A 16,119-nucleotide genomic window follows, 5' to 3' on the forward strand; every position below is an offset into this window, starting at 1 on the left:
ATTAATGATCATGCCAGAACCCGCGCTTGAGCAATCTCTCTGTGACCGATCGCCCGAACTTGAGAACTCAATAGAGAAACAATGGCTATAGTTTCTCCTGTGAGGGTCATAAACTCTACTTCATAGCCCAAACCTTCTTGATGGACTAAAACAACCGTGCCAAGGTCGCCCGGTTTTAAATCATACTCCGGTAAATTTACCGTTAAAACAACTCGGTCTAATTCGCTAATCATTTTACTTAAATTCACTAATTTTATTCGAGTGGATAGGCAGTGACCAGTCTAGGAATATCATCTCCACTAGAAATAAACCAAACAGAACGTAATTGGGGGTTTCTGCCATCTGGTGTCATGACTCTGCCTTCAATAACATACCTTGTCCCGAACGGAGATGCTTCTATTTTAGCTAATTCATGGTTAGCTGCATGATTGATTAAAGCATTAGCCATAATTTCCCACGAATCAACTTCAAACCCAAAGTTGAGAAAAAATTTTGCCTTACTTTTGCCATCAGGATGAGTCAGTGACAGTAAATATTGGGTAATTTTTGTCTGAGGAACGATGGCTTGTTTATAATTCGGTAATTTCACAGACGAATACTACGCGACATAAATGGCCTCTTGTTCTACCCTACCGCGAATCAGAGGGTTAAGCGATCGCCCACTAACCAAATCCACTTTTCTGCCTAGACTGTCTTCTAGATAAAATTTAACATCCATGTAACGGTCAAATGTCACTCGCCCGTCAAACTCTACTAGAATATCCACATCACTCTCCGGTCTGGCTTCATCCCTCGCAACAGACCCAAATATCGCCAGAGAGCTAACGCCAAAATCTTGTAATGTCTGCCGGTGCTGTGCCAGTATTTCTAATACCTCATTTCGTCGCATGATTCATCACGATGATCAAATAGTAGAGTCTTGAAAGAACCTCAATCTCCTAATTTAGGACTCCTGTTTTACAAGTGACTGAATTTCTCCATTAAACCTTTGGTTAATCGTCTCTATGACCTGGGCTTCTTCTGGTGTAACGATGCCATCTAATTCAGCCAGTTTTTCACATTGAGCGAGAAGCGGTATAGCAAAATCGCTATTAATTTGTTCGAGCAAGGTTTGCAATGGCGGGGGTGATTGGAGATTGCTGGCGATCGCATCCAGTGAAGCGGGACTAAAGTTCAAAGTTTGTAACTCCGGCAAAATTTGTTCCCAAGTTTTATCCGGATTCCCTGCTAAAATGAGATGAACGAAAATCCGATCCATCAGGGATTGTTGCTCGATCGCCTCTTCTAAATATTTTTGACTTTCTACTTGCGTTTCTGCGATCGTTGCTTCCATTGTTAACGGATTCTGGTAATTTTCTTGATAAAAATGGCAGGCAGCATATCCGAGGGCATACATGATCACTGCATTGCTACTGGCTCCAATTACCGCTCCAGCTAAGGGTATATTCCCCAGCAGGCCCACTCCGGCTTCAATGGCTAAATTACCGCCCAAGGATAAACTAAAAATGGCTAAGGCTTCACCTTTGCGCTCTGGAGCTTCCAAATCATACCCATAAACCGCAGCAATTTGATAAATTAATTCGGCTGATAATGCCGTTGTTGCCGCTAAATCTGCCCCTAACATCGCCAGGGCGCTTCCAGGAACTAAGCTACTCGCCAATCCGCTTCCCGCTGCAATTAAAGCTTTTTTTAACATCAGGCGATGGGCAATTTCTTCAGGTTTTTCCTGGGGATATTGCTGCTGTAACTCTCGAACTTCTGTTTCAGCTCTGACTACATCTACTCCTTCTATAAAATGGACGACCCAATCAACCTTTAACGCTTTAGTTAGATTTTTCAGCAGAGGACTCTTTTCAATTATTCCTAGGATATACCCCGCTCCTTTGGTTGATTGCATGGCGGTATATTTAGCGGTGTCGATCGCCACTTTACCCGTTTGGAATGCTGTATTGGCAATCGCACCGCCAAATTCAATGGCGGTACCTTGAGCAGTTTTGATCGCCACCTTACCCGTTTGGAATGCTGTATTGGCAATCGAACCGCCAAATTCTGGCGCATTCTGGAAAACTGCTTGACCTGATAAGGTAGCTTCCGTAATTCCCCCCCAAAGGTTTGTTGCGCTTTCCGTTGCTACTTTACCTGCACCCGAAGCCATCCCTGAAATCCCGCCACCAACTTCTGTAACTTTTTCCAGAGAAGATTTACGAGCTTGTTCGGTAGCATCTGCGATCGCGTCCCCTGCTTGTTTCGCCTTTTTGGTCATCTGCTCCCAAAAAGATAGCTGTTTTGATTCCTCTTGAAGCGATAATGAGTTATCTGCTTTCACCTCAACCAGCTTATTATTATTATTATTATTTTCAGATTCATTCGCGATCGCTTCCGGTGTTTCTGTCCGTACAGGTTCCGCTTTTTCTACAGCAAACTCTTGTTCCCACTCCGGAAAATCATCGCCGCTCTGTTGGGCGAATATCTTCACTCTCGCCAAAGTTGGAATTCCTCTATCAATTAAACCCCTCTGAATTATCGGAATTACGCTCTGTTGTTGGGGTACTTCGTCTGATTCAAGTTTCACCTGCAAACAATCATTTTTCCAACTCGCTTTAACCGCAATTCCTGGGGAGTTTAGCCACCGCTTGATTAAAGTGGCGATCGCATTCACATCCCCCTGTTGAGCCGCTTCCTCCAAACTGACAACAATCTGCGCCTCCACTTCAAATTCTTCACTCCAATTGGGAAATTCTTCCGGTGTTTGTTTCCCGTAAACCTTCACCCGCTTGATAGATTCAGCCCCCAAAGTTGGAACCCACTTCCGGATAAGCGCCACTAATGTTTCTTGGGGGGGTACCTGCGCTGATTCGAGCATAATTTGCAGGCAATCATTTTTCATTGAGGCTTTAGCGGTAATGCCTTTGGGTTGCAGTTTGCGGTTCATTAGGGTGGCGATCGCCTTGGCATCTCCCTGTTTGGCCAGTTCCAGAAGATTCGGCTGATTCATATCTAGCAGAGACGGCGAGTCTCTCGGATAAATTTGAGTTTAATTATACCTCCATTGCCCGCAGCAAAAGATAAACAGGCTACTCAATTTGGGTTTAATCAACTCTCCTGCTGGGCGAGGATCCGCCTGAAATCTGGAACTCTACCCCTGGGATATCCACCGATTTGGCTGCGAGGGAAGCGACTCCGGTTGCTTTGACTGCTCCTTCTATCATACGGAATCCGGTAGTTATAGGTCTGTTAAAAGGAGCGCAACTTAGTGGACCCCACCCTAACCCGGACCTTGCAAAGGTCCGGGAACCATTAGATGAAATTAAAACGACTTTTGATAACCGGATTCCGTATCAAGGGTTAATCTCAGATTTGACTAAAAAAAGCGCCTCCAAATTGGGGGCGCTTTTTATTTGGGGCTAGACAGAGTTCTGACAACCTATCCCAGAACCCATCTAAGGGAGGTCAAACTTTAGCCGGGTTAGATTTGCTGGCGGTAGCGTTTGCTTTGCCGTTTTTGGTCTGACCATTGCCATTGCGGGGTTGAAGAACGCCGTAACCGCCGTGGTTGCGTTCGTAAATCACATTAATTTCACCCGTTTCGGCATTGCGGAACATATAGAAGTCATGATCCACGAGTTGCAGTTGTTCCAAGGCATCGAGAACCGTCATCGGAGGCATGGCGAAATATTTGGTTCGCACCACTTCCTCTGGAAGTTCGGGGGTGCGTTCGCCAATGAGGTCCTCGACCAGGGGTTGCTCTTCGAGAAGCGCTTCATTAAGCGTATCTGGCGCTTGAGTTTTCTGAGCGTGACGTTTTTCTTTGTACTTACGCAATTGGCGAGCGATTTTATCAGCGACTAAATCGATGCTTGCGTACAGATTTTCACTGCTCTCCTCAGCTCGAATGATAGTACCATTTGCAAAAATGGTCACTTCAGCAGTTTGTTTAGAATTGTTCCGAGGATTTTTGGCCACAGACAGATGAACGTCTACTTCCGTGGTCAAGTTTTGAAAGTGACTCACTGCTTTTTCAACCTTTTGGTTGACGTATTCGCGAATGGCCTCGGTTATTTCAATATTTTTGCCGTGGATAACAAGCTTCATATCAATCTTCCCACTGAAGACTCCATCGTATTAATGATTTAGATTTTAGGGTTTGGAGGGGTGATAAAAAACGCGAAATACGCATCTCCAAGCCTGGTTTCTAAAGAAATAGACGGAGGGAAAGCGGGGCGGGTAATGCCGCTTTCCTAACATTAGTTCTTTTGCCCGTTTTTGGCGTTTCGCTCGCTTAAGAACGGAGCCAAAACTTATCAAGGTTGACTACGCTTGAAAGGGTGGAATTACTCTGCCCTGAGTTGCCCCGAGATTATGGCAGATCTTTCAGGCATCGCGGTTGGGAATTTGCTAAGGCGATCGCCCTTCAGTCACCGGAGTCACCAGAGACTGTGGATAACTCGTCATCAACTGCGATGGCACGAGCTTCAAAGTCTGATGAAGATGATCATAGCAATCAAGAGCCCAAATTGTAAGTCTGGGAGACTTGAGTCAGAGGGTTCTGTGAAATCCTGTCCTCGGGGACAAGGCCATCTAGCCTACGGGCTCAGTCAACTCAATAGTGTTGTAGGTTCTATAATAGATGGCTTTTGGGAAACTCCTCCTGTGCTGCAATTCAACTCCTTACCTTTCACACTACCACCTTGGATTGAGAATTACACCGAATTTTGTTATCTCTTCAAAATTCGTTGCAATACGTTACGAAATGACAATCCAGCTACCCTGGGCTATAGTAGTTGTCCGGATTCCCAACCTGATATTTGTCTAATTTTCTGCCAAAAACCCCTTGCTTTTTTGGATGATCTATAGTAAAAGTCTAGCCAATACTGTTGAAGCCAGTTCCCCGCGTCGGCGTTGTGGGTTCTACAATTTTGATCGCCTCCCCTATCAGGAGGCTTGGACCTGGCAGCAGTCTTTAGTGGCTGCCCGACGGTCCAATCCAGATTTAGAGGATGTCTTCATTTTGCTGGAACATCCTCCAGTTTATACCTTGGGAAAAGGGGCGAGTTTAGAATTTCTCAAGTTTGACCCCAGCTGTAGTGATGTGGAACTGCATCGGGTGGAGCGTGGGGGCGAGGTTACCTATCATTGTCCCGGTCAAATCGTGGGGTATCCGATTTTGAATCTGCGATATTACCAGACGGACTTGCACTGGTATTTGAGGCAGCTAGAAGGGGTGATTCTTCAGGTGTTGGGGGAGTATGGCTTAAAGGGCGATCGCATTGCCGGGATGACCGGAGTTTGGCTAGAGGGGCGAAAAATAGCGGCGATCGGGATTAAAGTCAGTCGATGGATTACGATGCACGGTTTTGCCCTGAATGTTTGCCCGGATTTGAAAGGGTTCGAGCAAATCGTTCCTTGTGGGATTGCCAACAAACCCGTGGGGAGTTTGGCTGAATTTGTAGAGGGGATTAACCCCGATCGCGTGCGCCAGCAAATCGCTACAGCGTTTGCCGATACCTTTGCCGTTGAATTGACTGAGTTAAAATTGCCTACACAGGGCGAGCCGATTTAAGAGCCATCGACACCGAACCCGTGCGATCGCTCTGGCTTTTGGGGTGCATCAACAAAGAAAACTCAGAGAGGATAAGCGAAAAGCGGCATTTATCCATCCAGCTCAAAGCGGCTGCATAGCCAACACCCGGTTACCCGGTGAGCGATCGCCTGTTCCCCGGTGTCGGAGGATCGCGCTTTAAAGATTAAGAAAGGATAAAGAATTGCAGGGCGGATCAACCGGACCTTCATTCCTAGGACCCATGACTGCCTGTGATTGTCGCCCCCTCTCTTGAAAAACTCTCCTATCAACTTGATTGCACATCCGCGCACCTGATTCAGGGTAAGCGCGGGAATTTTAAAATCCCTTCCCCAATTATGAGTTCATCTACCAACTCCAGGGATCCCTTTGTTACCCAACTCCTTGAATTTAGTCAAAAGGCAGCAGTCTCAAAACCATCAAGACTGTGGCGGCGTTTTTTCCCAAGCAAAATTGAGCCCCAATCAGACCTAGAGATCGCCAGCTCCGATTTTACCGCCAATTCCTTTGAATTCTCCACCGAGGCAGCGGAACCCTTGTCTGCCCTCAAAGAACGAGATACTAAAGCCTTAGCCGAACTATTCGAGGACGAAGAGATCGAAGCCATCCAAGCCGATATTCTTCTGTGTTTGAGCTTCCTCTCTCCCGCACCCTGTTGGGATGAGCAAGCCTTTGAGTTTTTAAAAGAATTCCTTTAGCCCTCGGATTTTTTGCGTTATAATAGCAAGATAAAGCATCAAATCAAACCCAAATCCGATTAGGTTGCAGGGCGATCGACAAGTGTTCGCCCTGCAACCTAATTCCTACATTGCCCATAGCCAAAAGCAATGTCCTTTCCCAAACCTTGTCCCCACTCCGAACACCTGATTCCATTGAAAAGACTCAAGGCCAATTCACCCGCAGACCGAAGGACTGGGTAGCACTTGGGCCAGTTCACGACTACAATAACAAACAAGCCGAAAGATTTCTAAATCATCAACCCTGAAAGGAAGAGATAGCCACTTTACCCTAAATAGGCTTAACCCAAAGGGAACAAAGCCGGAGAAATGTAGACTCCTCCATGCATTCTTTACCGAGAAAATTTCTCTATTTTCTCTTTCCATCCCCCATCCCCGGTTACCCAACCCCCGTTACCTAACCCTCGTTTTTCATCATTTTTTTGATATGCCTTCAATAGCCCGAAAAAACCTATTTGAAGATCTCCCCCGCTTTTTGGTTGCCCAAGCGGGCATTATGTTTGCGGTGAGTTTGATTACCATCCAAACGGGAATCTTCAAAGGGGTCATGCGCTCAACCGCCTTACTGGTGGACTATTCTCCAGCGGATATTTGGGTCACGTCCCAGGATATGGAAACCTTAGAAATGACCCTCCATATGCCCTACAAGCGACTAAAAGAAGCGCAAGAAGTGGAAGGGGTCGCCCAAGGGGAAGCGCTGATTGTCCAGGGGACCCTGTGGCGAGATTCAACAGGGCATATTAACCATGTCCGGGTGTTTGGATTTGACCCAGATGGGGAACTGTTCGTCCCGGGTCAAATTGTCCGAGGCAGCTTAAGCGACCTCCACAAACCCTACACCATGTTTGTGGATGAAGCGAGCTTTGATACCCTCAAGGTCTCATGGTTGGGGGACAAAGTGGAAGTGGGGGCATTTTCCGCCACGGTGGTGGGATTCACCCATGACACTCAATCGATTGTGGCGAGTCCCTATATTTTCACGTCCTTGGACAATGCGGATGCCTTCACCACGACTCGTCCCAGTGAAGAGGCAGCTTCTGAAGTCCAAGAGGATCCAGAACCCTTAACGGAGGATGATCCGATCACCTACATTTTGGTCCAAGCTGAACCGGGACAAAATTTGCAGGAACTCAAAGAGAGACTGCAAGAGGCATTGCCCTATACCCGGGCTTATACCCGGGAAGAAATGGCCCAACTCAACCGCGTGTATTGGCAAGAACGGACGGGTATTGGCTTTGTGCTGAGTTTAGGGGCCGGGGTGGGGGTGATGGTCGGCATGGTGGTTGTCGGACAGATTCTGTACGCTTCTGTCTCGGATCACATTAAAGAATTTGGCACTCTCAAGGCGATGGGGGCCTCCCAGAGCGTGATTTATGGGGTGATTATTGAACAGGCCCTGTGGATGGCTGTCTTAGGATACCTGCCAGGAATGCTGCTGTGCTGGGGGATCCAATATTGGGCTCTGGCGGCCCAGGGATTGACCATCTTGATTTCACCGGGAACTGCTGTGGGAGTATTTGGGATCACTGTGGTGATGTGTGTATCTTCTGCAATTTTTGCCATTCAGAAAATCAACCGAGTCGATCCAGCGATTGTTTTTAAAGCCTAGGTTGCAATTCTTGGAGGGATTGGTCATAATTACTCAGACCGATCGGGGGATGACGATTTGAAAAGTGGCACAGACAATGAAACTAGAGTGAGGGACTACTGCCAGAATGCGATCGGGCATCCTCTTAACTTCTAAATCCTGATTGTTTTGCTCTCACAGCCTACCGTCTATAGCATATTCACTAAACATTGAGACTAATGACTGCTTCACTAAACTTTAATGAATCTATGGGAAATCTCTCCACTCAGGTGATTGCACCCCCGTTAGTCGCACCCACAGCGGCACCGACAACAATAAGTGCGATTAAAGCTAGAGGCGTCAAGATGGTCTTCGAGTCCGGTTCCGAGGAGTTTCACGCCCTCAAAGGGATTGATTTGGAAGTCCGTCCCGGAGATATCCAACTTTTGATGGGACCATCGGGTTCGGGCAAAACGACTTTACTCTCAATTTTGGCTGGGATGCTAACCCCAACAGCGGGAACGGTTAAATTACTTGGGGAAGAAATTACCTGGATGTCCCGGGCTGAATTATCCCGGTTTCGTCGAGATAATATTGGCTTTATTTTTCAAGGTTTTAATTTATTTCCCGCACTCACGGCGGCGGAAAATGTAGAAGTGGCGCTGAATTTGAAAGGAATTCGGGGACGCAATGCTCACCTAGAAGCGCAGCATCTTTTGGAACAAGTGGGGTTGGGAGCGAAGGTTCATCAGTTGCCTCGGGATTTATCCGGGGGACAAAAACAGCGGGTGGCGATCGCCCGCGCTTTGGCAGGTCATCCTCAGTTGATTATGGCCGATGAACCCACCGCAGCGTTAGATTCGCATAGCGGTCATGCGGTGATTGAACTGCTTCGCAAATTGGCAAAAGAAGGAGGCAGTACGGTCCTCATGGTGACTCACGATCCGCGTATTCTGGATGTGGCCGATCGCATTCTCTATCTCGAAGATGGGGAATTACAAAAGCCCACTTCCGCTTAAAGTTAGGGGATAGAGAGTCTCACTCCGATGGCTCTAGTAAATTAAAATTCAACACAGGGAGCGAAATGCTCCCTTTATTTTTGCCTGATTTTAGCTCCAATTCACCCAAATTTTGAGAAATTATTAATCCCCCAATAGAGGAAGAAAGCCAACCCGACTGCCCAGACGGGAATTAAGGCTAACAAAGTTTCTTGAGAGAACCATCGATTCAAAAAATTACCCTGTATGCTCTGTATTGGGCCCGTGGGCTCGCGACCGACTTGAATCTGGGTTTCGGTTCCAGAAAATTGGACTTGAATGCCGGTAGGATTATTGTCTTGGGGATTAGAGGACACAAGTGCGATTGTGTCAAGTTTTTGAATCTCTAAATCCGTTGCTGTTTCTCCCATTAAAAAATCGTTTTGTGATATTTGGAGTGATTGCCTTGCCATCCCAATTTGACCCGCGATCGCAGTAGACTCATAGATCTGTGGATCGGTAGCCGTTTGTGCGGGGTGGCGGCGGTAAAATCGCACATTTTCAACATTCAGATTACCCGGTATCCATTGAGTCGAGGGTTCTGGAACGATCGCCGCGATCGCCGCTTGCTCTCTCAAAGTTAAGGTTAGCCCTGTTTCCTCGGGAATCCAGGTAAATTCTAAGGCAGTATCGGGGTTGGGGCGACTACTCCCGGACTGAAGTTCAGTAATTTGATATCCTCGTAAACTCACCCGCAACGGCTGATTGCCAAAGTCAAGTTCTAGCACATTGGGACGAATGGCCGGTTGTAAGACAAGTTGGAGACGACTGCGATCGTAACTGAACTGTTCGACCCAGGTATGTTGTCTTAACCACAAGCGTTTGAGGGTCAGCTCACTCCGGCGATCGGCTTCAACGGGCGTGATTTCCCATTCACTCTCCGCAGCAAGGAGATCAATTGTGAGACTTGATAACTGATTCAATCGCGGAGCATTGGCACTTTCAAACCGTCCGGTTAAAGTGAAGCTTTGTTTCCCGGCGATCGCCATCTGACGCAACCCGCTTATCCCCTCAAATAAGACAAAACTTTGCGGTGATTCTCCATATCTAAAGCTAAGTTCTTCTACTAGAATACTCCCTTCAAAGGGATGGGGAAATCGGACGAATGTTACCAAGGGTAGGACGGCTAGGCAGAGGGCAATTAATGCGATCGCCCGATAGAAATCTTGGGGGAGTCTCCCGGATTGCTTCCGGGGCGGATCCTCTGGGGGAATGGACTGTAGTCTGGGTTTAGAAATGCCCGACTTTCCAAGGGAATTTCCCAAGGGGGGAACGGTTCGGGTCAGTGTTGGCAAATGGGTCATATACCAGACCATCAATTCAATCAGATGGATCAACAACCAGAAACCTTGAAAGGCGAATTGCCAAATCCCCAGCAGTAGCCATTTGAAGGGGACGAATAAAATCATGAAATCTTTCTGGGCGATCGCTTCCTTGAGTTGAGCGAACAGTCGCTGTATCCACATTCGGAGTTCTGAAGAGGCCCACAACAACAATTCAATCAACTGAATTCCCAGCCAAAACAGGTTAACCAGCAGGTTCCAGATTCCCACCAGAACCCACCGACCCAATTCCTGCACCCCCTTAAAAATTAGTCGAACGGTTGGTTTCACAGATGGTTCTAAGGCTTTGATTGGTTTAAGACAAGAGCATCATACCATTTTAGATTTTTTACCCGGGCTTGAGGCGATCGTCTGGGGTTGGTCCAATCCAAGGGCGGTTTAAGCGCTAATCCGCAATTCGGTTGTGATAGGTCTGTAAAAGCCCGCACCCTGTTCTGGAAGCGTTCCGTAAGGAAAGGGTGGGGAAAAAGTGGACAAAGGCGTAGAAGGCAGGCTACAAGAGTAAGGGAGAGTCTTTGACAACCGGATTGGGTATGAGCCCTGCCTGTCAGAAGGTGTAAGGAGAAATATCTGCATTGAGGTTTATATTGCCCAAATTCTGTCTCAGCAACCTAGGGGAACTTATCCGCCACCGGCTGTACCCCCGCAGGAGAGGAAGGGCTAGGTCTCTAAGACGGGGGATTGGGAAGTTGAGTCTCAACTTTGTAAGGCTTGTTGTAGGAAAATCTATACCAATAGATAGAGGTGATTTTCTGCCTTTTCCTCTGGTTCTCCTTCCTGAACGGGGATTGATAAATTTTTCTTGTGATTCACAAGTATTTTGGATGGATTATATCATTTTAGTTGATGGCGATCGGTGTAGTTTTTTCGGGAGAAAGTGGGTAAACTCATGTATAGAGAGTTTCTCACGCGAGCAACTCTCTAAAAGGACGTTTTATCCGAAGGAATCCCGGTGTTTATAAGCTGATGTAAGAGTTTAATCCCGCCAGGAGAAATCACGGGTGCTACTGTTGAGACCGATGCTTCAGGGAAGAGGCTTTGGGTGCAAACATCAATCCGCGATCGCCTGAGCTGTCGTTTTCTCTCTACCCTGACGAGTATTTTTGCTTATTGCCAAAACTGTATTATTGTTGTAACATAAACAGAAGGGCTTGCCCCTAACGAAGGAACAACACCAGGAACATCACTCTGTAGAGAGATAGAGATGCACTTTGAGTGAACCCTACACCTTCAAACCCAGTCTAAAAGGAAAGGAGACTCATACAGTCACAGCAAGAAGCAGTTGCGAAGAAGCTAGACGTAAAGTTTTTCTAAAATTTATACCCTTGCCTACTCCCGCAGCAGGATTCAGGTCAAGAAAGGGAGGTGGTAAACTCAGTCTACTAAGTAGCAAGCTCTCTCATTCAGTGGGGGAAACCCCCCTGTTACCCAGCTTTAAAAGTACGGGGATTGCCCTGTTTAAGGCGCTGTCAAAGGCAAATGAAATAGTGCATGATCTGTAAATAGAGGAGAATATCGTGGAAGTAGATTGGCACAACAGACCTAAAACTAGAAACGCGATCCTAGGGGGTTTAACGGTTAAAGCCTATTATCCCCTAGTTTCTAAGTTGAAATCTAAAATCCCTCTTCTTTCACTTCCCATACATTGGATTGCTCAAATCCTCGTGGACCCGGGAAACGGGAATATTAAGGAAACTTTAACGTGACCAGGACTGACTCTAATCTCAATAACCCTTTACTCAATTGTAGATCTGACATAAGATAGAAGAAGTCAAAATCATAATGACTTTGAGTTGACTAGGCGTCACCCCCGGTCTGGTGCAGCAAACAAGCCCCCCCGAACAGGCATCTGTAAGGCGCTGACCCAAATCGCGAGGAGGATGTAACCCAGTCAGTGAGACCAAACCGCGAAATGCTACCCGTTGAGTGGGGCGAGTGCTTGCTACGCATAAGAATGTATTTCGTTTGGAGAACTGCAAAATGCCCACAATCAAATCTCGGCCAACCACTGTTAAGCAAACTTATATGGGCGCACGACAAAGCGATTCTACTGATACCATTCGTTCGTATTTACATGAAATTGGTCGTGTGCCGCTGCTGACCCATGAGCAAGAAATTGTCTTTGGGAAGCAAGTGCAGCAAATGATGGCGTTTTTGGAAGCGAAAGAAGCGCTAGAGAAGAAGCTCAAACGCGAACCTACGGAAGAAGAATGGGCCGAGGCGGTTGGACAAAGCGTTGGAGATCTCAAGAACTTGGTCAAAATCGGTCGGCGATCCAAGCAAAAGATGATTGAAGCGAACCTGCGCCTGGTGGTGGCGATCGCCAAGAAATACCAGAAGCGCAACCTAGAATTCCTGGACTTGATCCAAGAAGGAACCCTCGGATTAGAGCGGGGTGTAGAGAAATTCGACCCGATGCGGGGATATAAATTCTCCACCTACGCCTACTGGTGGATTCGTCAGGCGATTACGCGGGCGATCGCCCAACAAGCGCGGACAATCCGCCTGCCGATTCACATCACCGAGAAACTCAACAAAATCAAGAAAGTGCAACGGGAACTCACCCAAAATTTAGGCCGGAGTCCTTCTCCTTCCGAGATTGGTGAAGCCCTGGAGTTAGAACCGGCACAGATTCGGGAATATCTGTTAATGGCACGTCAGCCAGTTTCCCTGGATCTGCGAGTGGGAGATAACCAAGACACCGAACTGCAAGACCTCCTAGAGGACGCAGATGCTTCTCCGGAAAATTACATCACCCAAGAATTGCTGCGGGAAGATTTAGAGAGCCTTTTGGCAGAACTCACCACTCAGCAGCGGGATGTGATTATTTTGCGATTTGGCCTAAAAGATGGGCGGGAATTGTCCCTAGCCAAAGTCGGTGAAAAACTCAATCTCAGTCGCGAACGAGTACGCCAATTGGAACATCAAGCGCTCGCGCACCTGCGCCGTAGACGAGCCAATGTGCAAGAGTATTTAGCCAGCTAATTTATGGCTAATAGCAATGAGCTATTGGCGTTGAAGATGCGGAAGGGGATCTATTGAAGGTCCCCTTCCGTGTTTTTTAGGGGAGGATTGGGGGGATGGGGGAGAATTGGGAGATTGGGGAGAATTGGGGGATGGGGGGGACTTACAAGAGTAGGTTTTTTACGTTCATGGTAATTTACTTCAAATTAATTGCACTTCCGGTCCCCTCCCCTGTGTCTTGGTCCGGGTTAGGGTGGGGTTCCCTCCCCTTAAAATGTAACCCGATCGCGCAAGCGTTCTGATAGGGTGGGACCAATTCCTGAGACCCGTTGCAAATCCTCCACGGACGTGAACGGTTGCTCTTGCCTGGTGGCAATAATCCGAGAGGCTAAAGCGGGACCAATTCCGGGTAACGCTTCTAACTCCTGCTGAGTGGCTCGATTCACATTGATTCGCGCTTCGGGAGATAATGCGGCAACTGGAGTGGACTCGCCACATTGCTGAATCTGCTGTTGGATTTTGGCCTCAATGTGGGTGGGTAATCCTAAACGAGCGGTGCTATAAAGGCGTTCAAACTCTCGTTTAAAATGGGCAGCGACGAGGGGAGAGTCAATGACCAAGAGGGTTTCATCATTACGAGAATTAGCGGCGGCGGACCAGTTATGAGACCCGGTGATCACGATGCGATCATCTAAGAGGGCAAATTTATGATGGAGGCGATCGCCCGGAGGTAATTGCGGAACGCCTACCGTATCCAGGGGCGTAGACCAAGGTTGGTTGGCCTGATCATACTGACAATTTTGATTGGGTAAAGCCACCCCCATCATGTCCAACCCTTCGCTATAACTGCGGTAGGCAAAACTGGGATCAATCAGAGCACGGACCTGTACCCCAGTGCGATGACGAGCATAAAGGGTATCGCTCAACTGCTGTTTTGAGAAGACAAACAGGGCCAGGTCCACGGATTGAGTGGCGAGATTCAATGTATTGGCGATCGCCCCATTGACACTCTGCGCCCAAGGAACTCGCGCCCCCGTCGGCGCAAATTGCACCCCCACGGAACTGGCCCCCAAATTCACCGACTGCTTCGGACGGAATGGTTTTTGCACTCCAAACAAACTATCGGGATCACCCCCGGGGCCATCTCCCCACATCAGGTTAAACTCTTGTTGGAATAAACCCGCCAATGCCGGACTGTCAATTTTGAGTAAATTATTGGGATTACCCAGACTGGTCTGAGAGAGAAAATCTCCGTGGATGTCACTGGTGGTAAAATTGGCCGAAGTGACGAGCACCCGGCGACCATCGGCGATCGCAAATTTGTGGTGCATCAACCCGCTGCCTTTAGAACCATCTGCCGTATCGTCAATTAAAGGCACTCCGGCATTTTTTAAAATGATTAAAGCATCCCCCTGGGCGATTTCCTCTGGACTGAGGACACCATCCTGGTTGCGATCGATCAGGTGACGCCATTCTTCATAACGAGCTTTGCTGCGTTCATCCAAACCGACGACTTGCTGCGGCGTCAACTCACTGAGGGCTTGGTTATAGGTATTTTCCAAAATCACCCGGACCCTGACACCGGATTGATGCTTAAGGGCGATCGCAATCGCAATCTTAGGCAACTGCAACTCCTGAACGGCCACATCCACCGTGGATGTCGCGCCATTGATAGTATCCACAATCAACTGTTCCAAATCATCCCCCGGTCGCGTGATGCCTCGGTAAGGCTCTGGGTACTCACGGACCGGATTCTGGTTCAAATAAACCTCCACAAAGGGATCTTGGGGTAGGGGAGGGAGTCGATGCAGGGTGGGCTGAATTTCCTTACACCCGCTTCCGAGCAGGCCCAGGGTCACCATCAGCAGAGGCCGGAGAAAGGGCCAGAATTTAGGGGATTGTGGGGTTTTTCGTAGGATCAGCAGTAGGAGCATAAGACCCGACAAAAGAGAATGGGGAGATGGGGGAAGGCAGATAGAAGACTTTAGGAAAAAAGTATCGGGAAAGAGTAGGGAGTGTTAACGCATGGTAGAATTGCGATCTGTTAAAAAAGATTTGTCCATCGTCTTCGCCCTCCTTGTCCGGCATCATAGCATTCAGGATAAGTTATTCTACCCTTTCGAGGGAAGGATCCATGTCAACAAAATTTTAAGGGTTCAATTCAGCAGTTGAACCGGCAGGGATTGGGTTGACTTAACGGATGTCTGGTGATGGCATGGAAATATGGCCGAAATTAGGTTTCGGCTCGGGGATTAGGGTAACATCGGATCTATTGCTGACTGAGGACGTTCGTGCAACGGAAAACAGTGGGCATAGACCAGAGCCTATGGGTTGAGGATAAGCTCTCATCACGAGTTGAAGTTGGAGGTTTGGGCCAGACAAACCAACACCAGTGTTTTATGCCGAGAAGAAAAAAAATCTTTCCATGCGGTCACAAGGGTTATGGTCAAGTTTGTCACCGTTGCGCCCAAGATCAAGAGGCCCAGGAGCAAGCGGTACGTTCGCTGGCGGAAAAACGACAGCAAAAAATGGAATGGGAAGCCACTTTTGACAATGACCCCATTGATTTGAGAGAGTTACCCGATTATGTGGTTCACAAAGCCCGGAATATTATCGAGGGACTCAGTGAACGGCGTAATTATCGAGAGTTTGGCGGGAAGCGCCTCCGTCACAATCGCTGTATTATCAGCATCCCGGTTACCCGAAACTATCGGATGATTTGCCGAGAGGAGGGGAATATTACGATTCCAGAATCTGTATTGTCACATGAAGATTACAATGTGTGCAAGCCGGGGAGTTAAGGGTGCTGAGTGAATGGAGCGTGAATTCTCGATCGCACCGATGAAAAGATTGATAAACTGCTTAGGGGGCGATCGCCAGTCCTCCCGGGTTA

General features: G+C 47.8%; 13 protein-coding genes. 6 read left to right on the top strand and 7 right to left on the bottom strand.

Annotation, left to right across the window (positions count from 1 at the left end; genetic code table 11):
* Window positions 1–8 precede the first annotated feature (8 nt).
* The 5 genes from NG795_RS00835 to hpf form a co-directional block, all read right to left on the bottom strand.
* Window positions 9–248, bottom strand: a complete 240-nt coding sequence (locus NG795_RS00835; protein ID WP_367286778.1) for a DUF4926 domain-containing protein — start codon at window positions 246–248, stop codon at window positions 9–11.
* Window positions 249–253: 5 nt separating this feature from the next.
* Window positions 254–589: a DUF6883 domain-containing protein gene (locus NG795_RS00840; protein ID WP_367286779.1), complete on the bottom strand. Its 336-nt coding sequence runs from the start codon at window positions 587–589 to the stop codon at window positions 254–256.
* Window positions 590–598: 9 nt separating this feature from the next.
* Window positions 599–889, bottom strand: coding sequence for a nucleotidyltransferase family protein (locus NG795_RS00845; RefSeq protein WP_367286780.1), 291 nt, complete (start codon window positions 887–889; stop codon window positions 599–601).
* A gap of 54 nt (window positions 890–943) precedes the next feature.
* The gene (locus NG795_RS00850) at window positions 944–2,995 is read right to left on the bottom strand and encodes an EcsC family protein (RefSeq protein WP_367286781.1); all 2,052 of its coding nucleotides are present in this window, start codon (window positions 2,993–2,995) and stop codon (window positions 944–946) included.
* Window positions 2,996–3,450: 455 nt separating this feature from the next.
* Entirely contained in the window at window positions 3,451–4,092 is a 642-nt protein-coding gene (gene hpf / locus NG795_RS00855; protein ID WP_367286782.1) for a ribosome hibernation-promoting factor, HPF/YfiA family, read from the bottom strand.
* Window positions 4,093–4,843: 751 nt separating this feature from the next.
* On the opposite strand from hpf, the gene lipB reads away from it, so the two are divergent.
* From lipB to NG795_RS00875, 4 genes are all read left to right on the top strand, one after another.
* Window positions 4,844–5,560, top strand: a complete 717-nt coding sequence (gene lipB, locus NG795_RS00860) for a lipoyl(octanoyl) transferase LipB (RefSeq protein ID WP_367286783.1) — start codon at window positions 4,844–4,846, stop codon at window positions 5,558–5,560.
* Window positions 5,561–5,916: 356 nt separating this feature from the next.
* Window positions 5,917–6,276 carry a hypothetical protein gene (locus NG795_RS00865; RefSeq protein ID WP_367286784.1) on the top strand — a complete coding sequence of 120 codons (360 nt, stop codon included), beginning with the start codon at window positions 5,917–5,919 and terminating at the stop codon, window positions 6,274–6,276.
* Between the two features lie 466 nt (window positions 6,277–6,742).
* A complete protein-coding gene (locus NG795_RS00870; RefSeq protein WP_367286785.1) occupies window positions 6,743–7,924 on the top strand; it encodes an FtsX-like permease family protein in 1,182 nt (393 codons plus the stop codon).
* 323 nt (window positions 7,925–8,247) lie between these two features.
* Window positions 8,248–8,901 carry an ABC transporter ATP-binding protein gene (locus NG795_RS00875; RefSeq protein ID WP_436836025.1) on the top strand — a complete coding sequence of 218 codons (654 nt, stop codon included), beginning with the start codon at window positions 8,248–8,250 and terminating at the stop codon, window positions 8,899–8,901.
* 101 nt (window positions 8,902–9,002) lie between these two features.
* Here NG795_RS00875 and NG795_RS00880 read toward each other — a convergent pair whose 3' ends face one another.
* Complete coding sequence (locus NG795_RS00880; RefSeq protein WP_367286787.1) at window positions 9,003–10,532, bottom strand: hypothetical protein; 1,530 nt, start codon at window positions 10,530–10,532, stop codon at window positions 9,003–9,005.
* 1,710 nt (window positions 10,533–12,242) lie between these two features.
* On the opposite strand from NG795_RS00880, the gene NG795_RS00885 reads away from it, so the two are divergent.
* Window positions 12,243–13,247: an RNA polymerase sigma factor, RpoD/SigA family gene (locus tag NG795_RS00885; RefSeq protein WP_367286788.1), complete on the top strand. Its 1,005-nt coding sequence runs from the start codon at window positions 12,243–12,245 to the stop codon at window positions 13,245–13,247.
* 248 nt (window positions 13,248–13,495) lie between these two features.
* Here the strand turns inward: NG795_RS00885 and NG795_RS00890 are convergent, their stop codons facing one another.
* Window positions 13,496–15,160, bottom strand: a complete 1,665-nt coding sequence (locus NG795_RS00890) for a phospholipase D-like domain-containing protein (protein WP_436836016.1) — start codon at window positions 15,158–15,160, stop codon at window positions 13,496–13,498.
* Window positions 15,161–15,625: 465 nt separating this feature from the next.
* Between NG795_RS00890 and NG795_RS00895 the strand changes: the two genes are divergently transcribed.
* Window positions 15,626–16,027 (top strand): DUF7682 family zinc-binding protein, encoded by a 402-nt coding sequence (locus NG795_RS00895; RefSeq protein WP_367286790.1) that lies wholly within the window; start codon window positions 15,626–15,628, stop codon window positions 16,025–16,027.
* Window positions 16,028–16,119: the final 92 nt, after the last annotated feature.

It is taken from the genome of Laspinema palackyanum D2c (genome assembly GCF_025370875.1).
Taxonomy (GTDB): Bacteria; Cyanobacteriota; Cyanobacteriia; order Cyanobacteriales; family Laspinemataceae; genus Laspinema; species Laspinema palackyanum.

What these genes read in the sequence shown, in the direction of transcription:
- NG795_RS00850 (WP_367286781.1), bottom strand. Translation starts at nt 2,995, where the DNA reads ATGAATCAGCCGAATCTTCTGGAACTGGCCAAACAGGGAGATGCCAAG.
- NG795_RS00875 (WP_436836025.1), top strand. Translation starts at nt 8,248, where the DNA reads ATGGTCTTCGAGTCCGGTTCCGAGGAGTTTCACGCCCTCAAAGGGATT.
- NG795_RS00845 (WP_367286780.1), bottom strand. Translation starts at nt 889, where the DNA reads ATGCGACGAAATGAGGTATTAGAAATACTGGCACAGCACCGGCAGACA.
- NG795_RS00865 (WP_367286784.1), top strand. Translation starts at nt 5,917, where the DNA reads ATGAGTTCATCTACCAACTCCAGGGATCCCTTTGTTACCCAACTCCTT.
- NG795_RS00895 (WP_367286790.1), top strand. Translation starts at nt 15,626, where the DNA reads ATGCCGAGAAGAAAAAAAATCTTTCCATGCGGTCACAAGGGTTATGGT.
- NG795_RS00870 (WP_367286785.1), top strand. Translation starts at nt 6,743, where the DNA reads ATGCCTTCAATAGCCCGAAAAAACCTATTTGAAGATCTCCCCCGCTTT.
- hpf (WP_367286782.1), bottom strand. Translation starts at nt 4,092, where the DNA reads ATGAAGCTTGTTATCCACGGCAAAAATATTGAAATAACCGAGGCCATT.
- NG795_RS00890 (WP_436836016.1), bottom strand. Translation starts at nt 15,160, where the DNA reads ATGCTCCTACTGCTGATCCTACGAAAAACCCCACAATCCCCTAAATTC.
- lipB (WP_367286783.1), top strand. Translation starts at nt 4,844, where the DNA reads ATGATCTATAGTAAAAGTCTAGCCAATACTGTTGAAGCCAGTTCCCCG.
- NG795_RS00885 (WP_367286788.1), top strand. Translation starts at nt 12,243, where the DNA reads ATGCCCACAATCAAATCTCGGCCAACCACTGTTAAGCAAACTTATATG.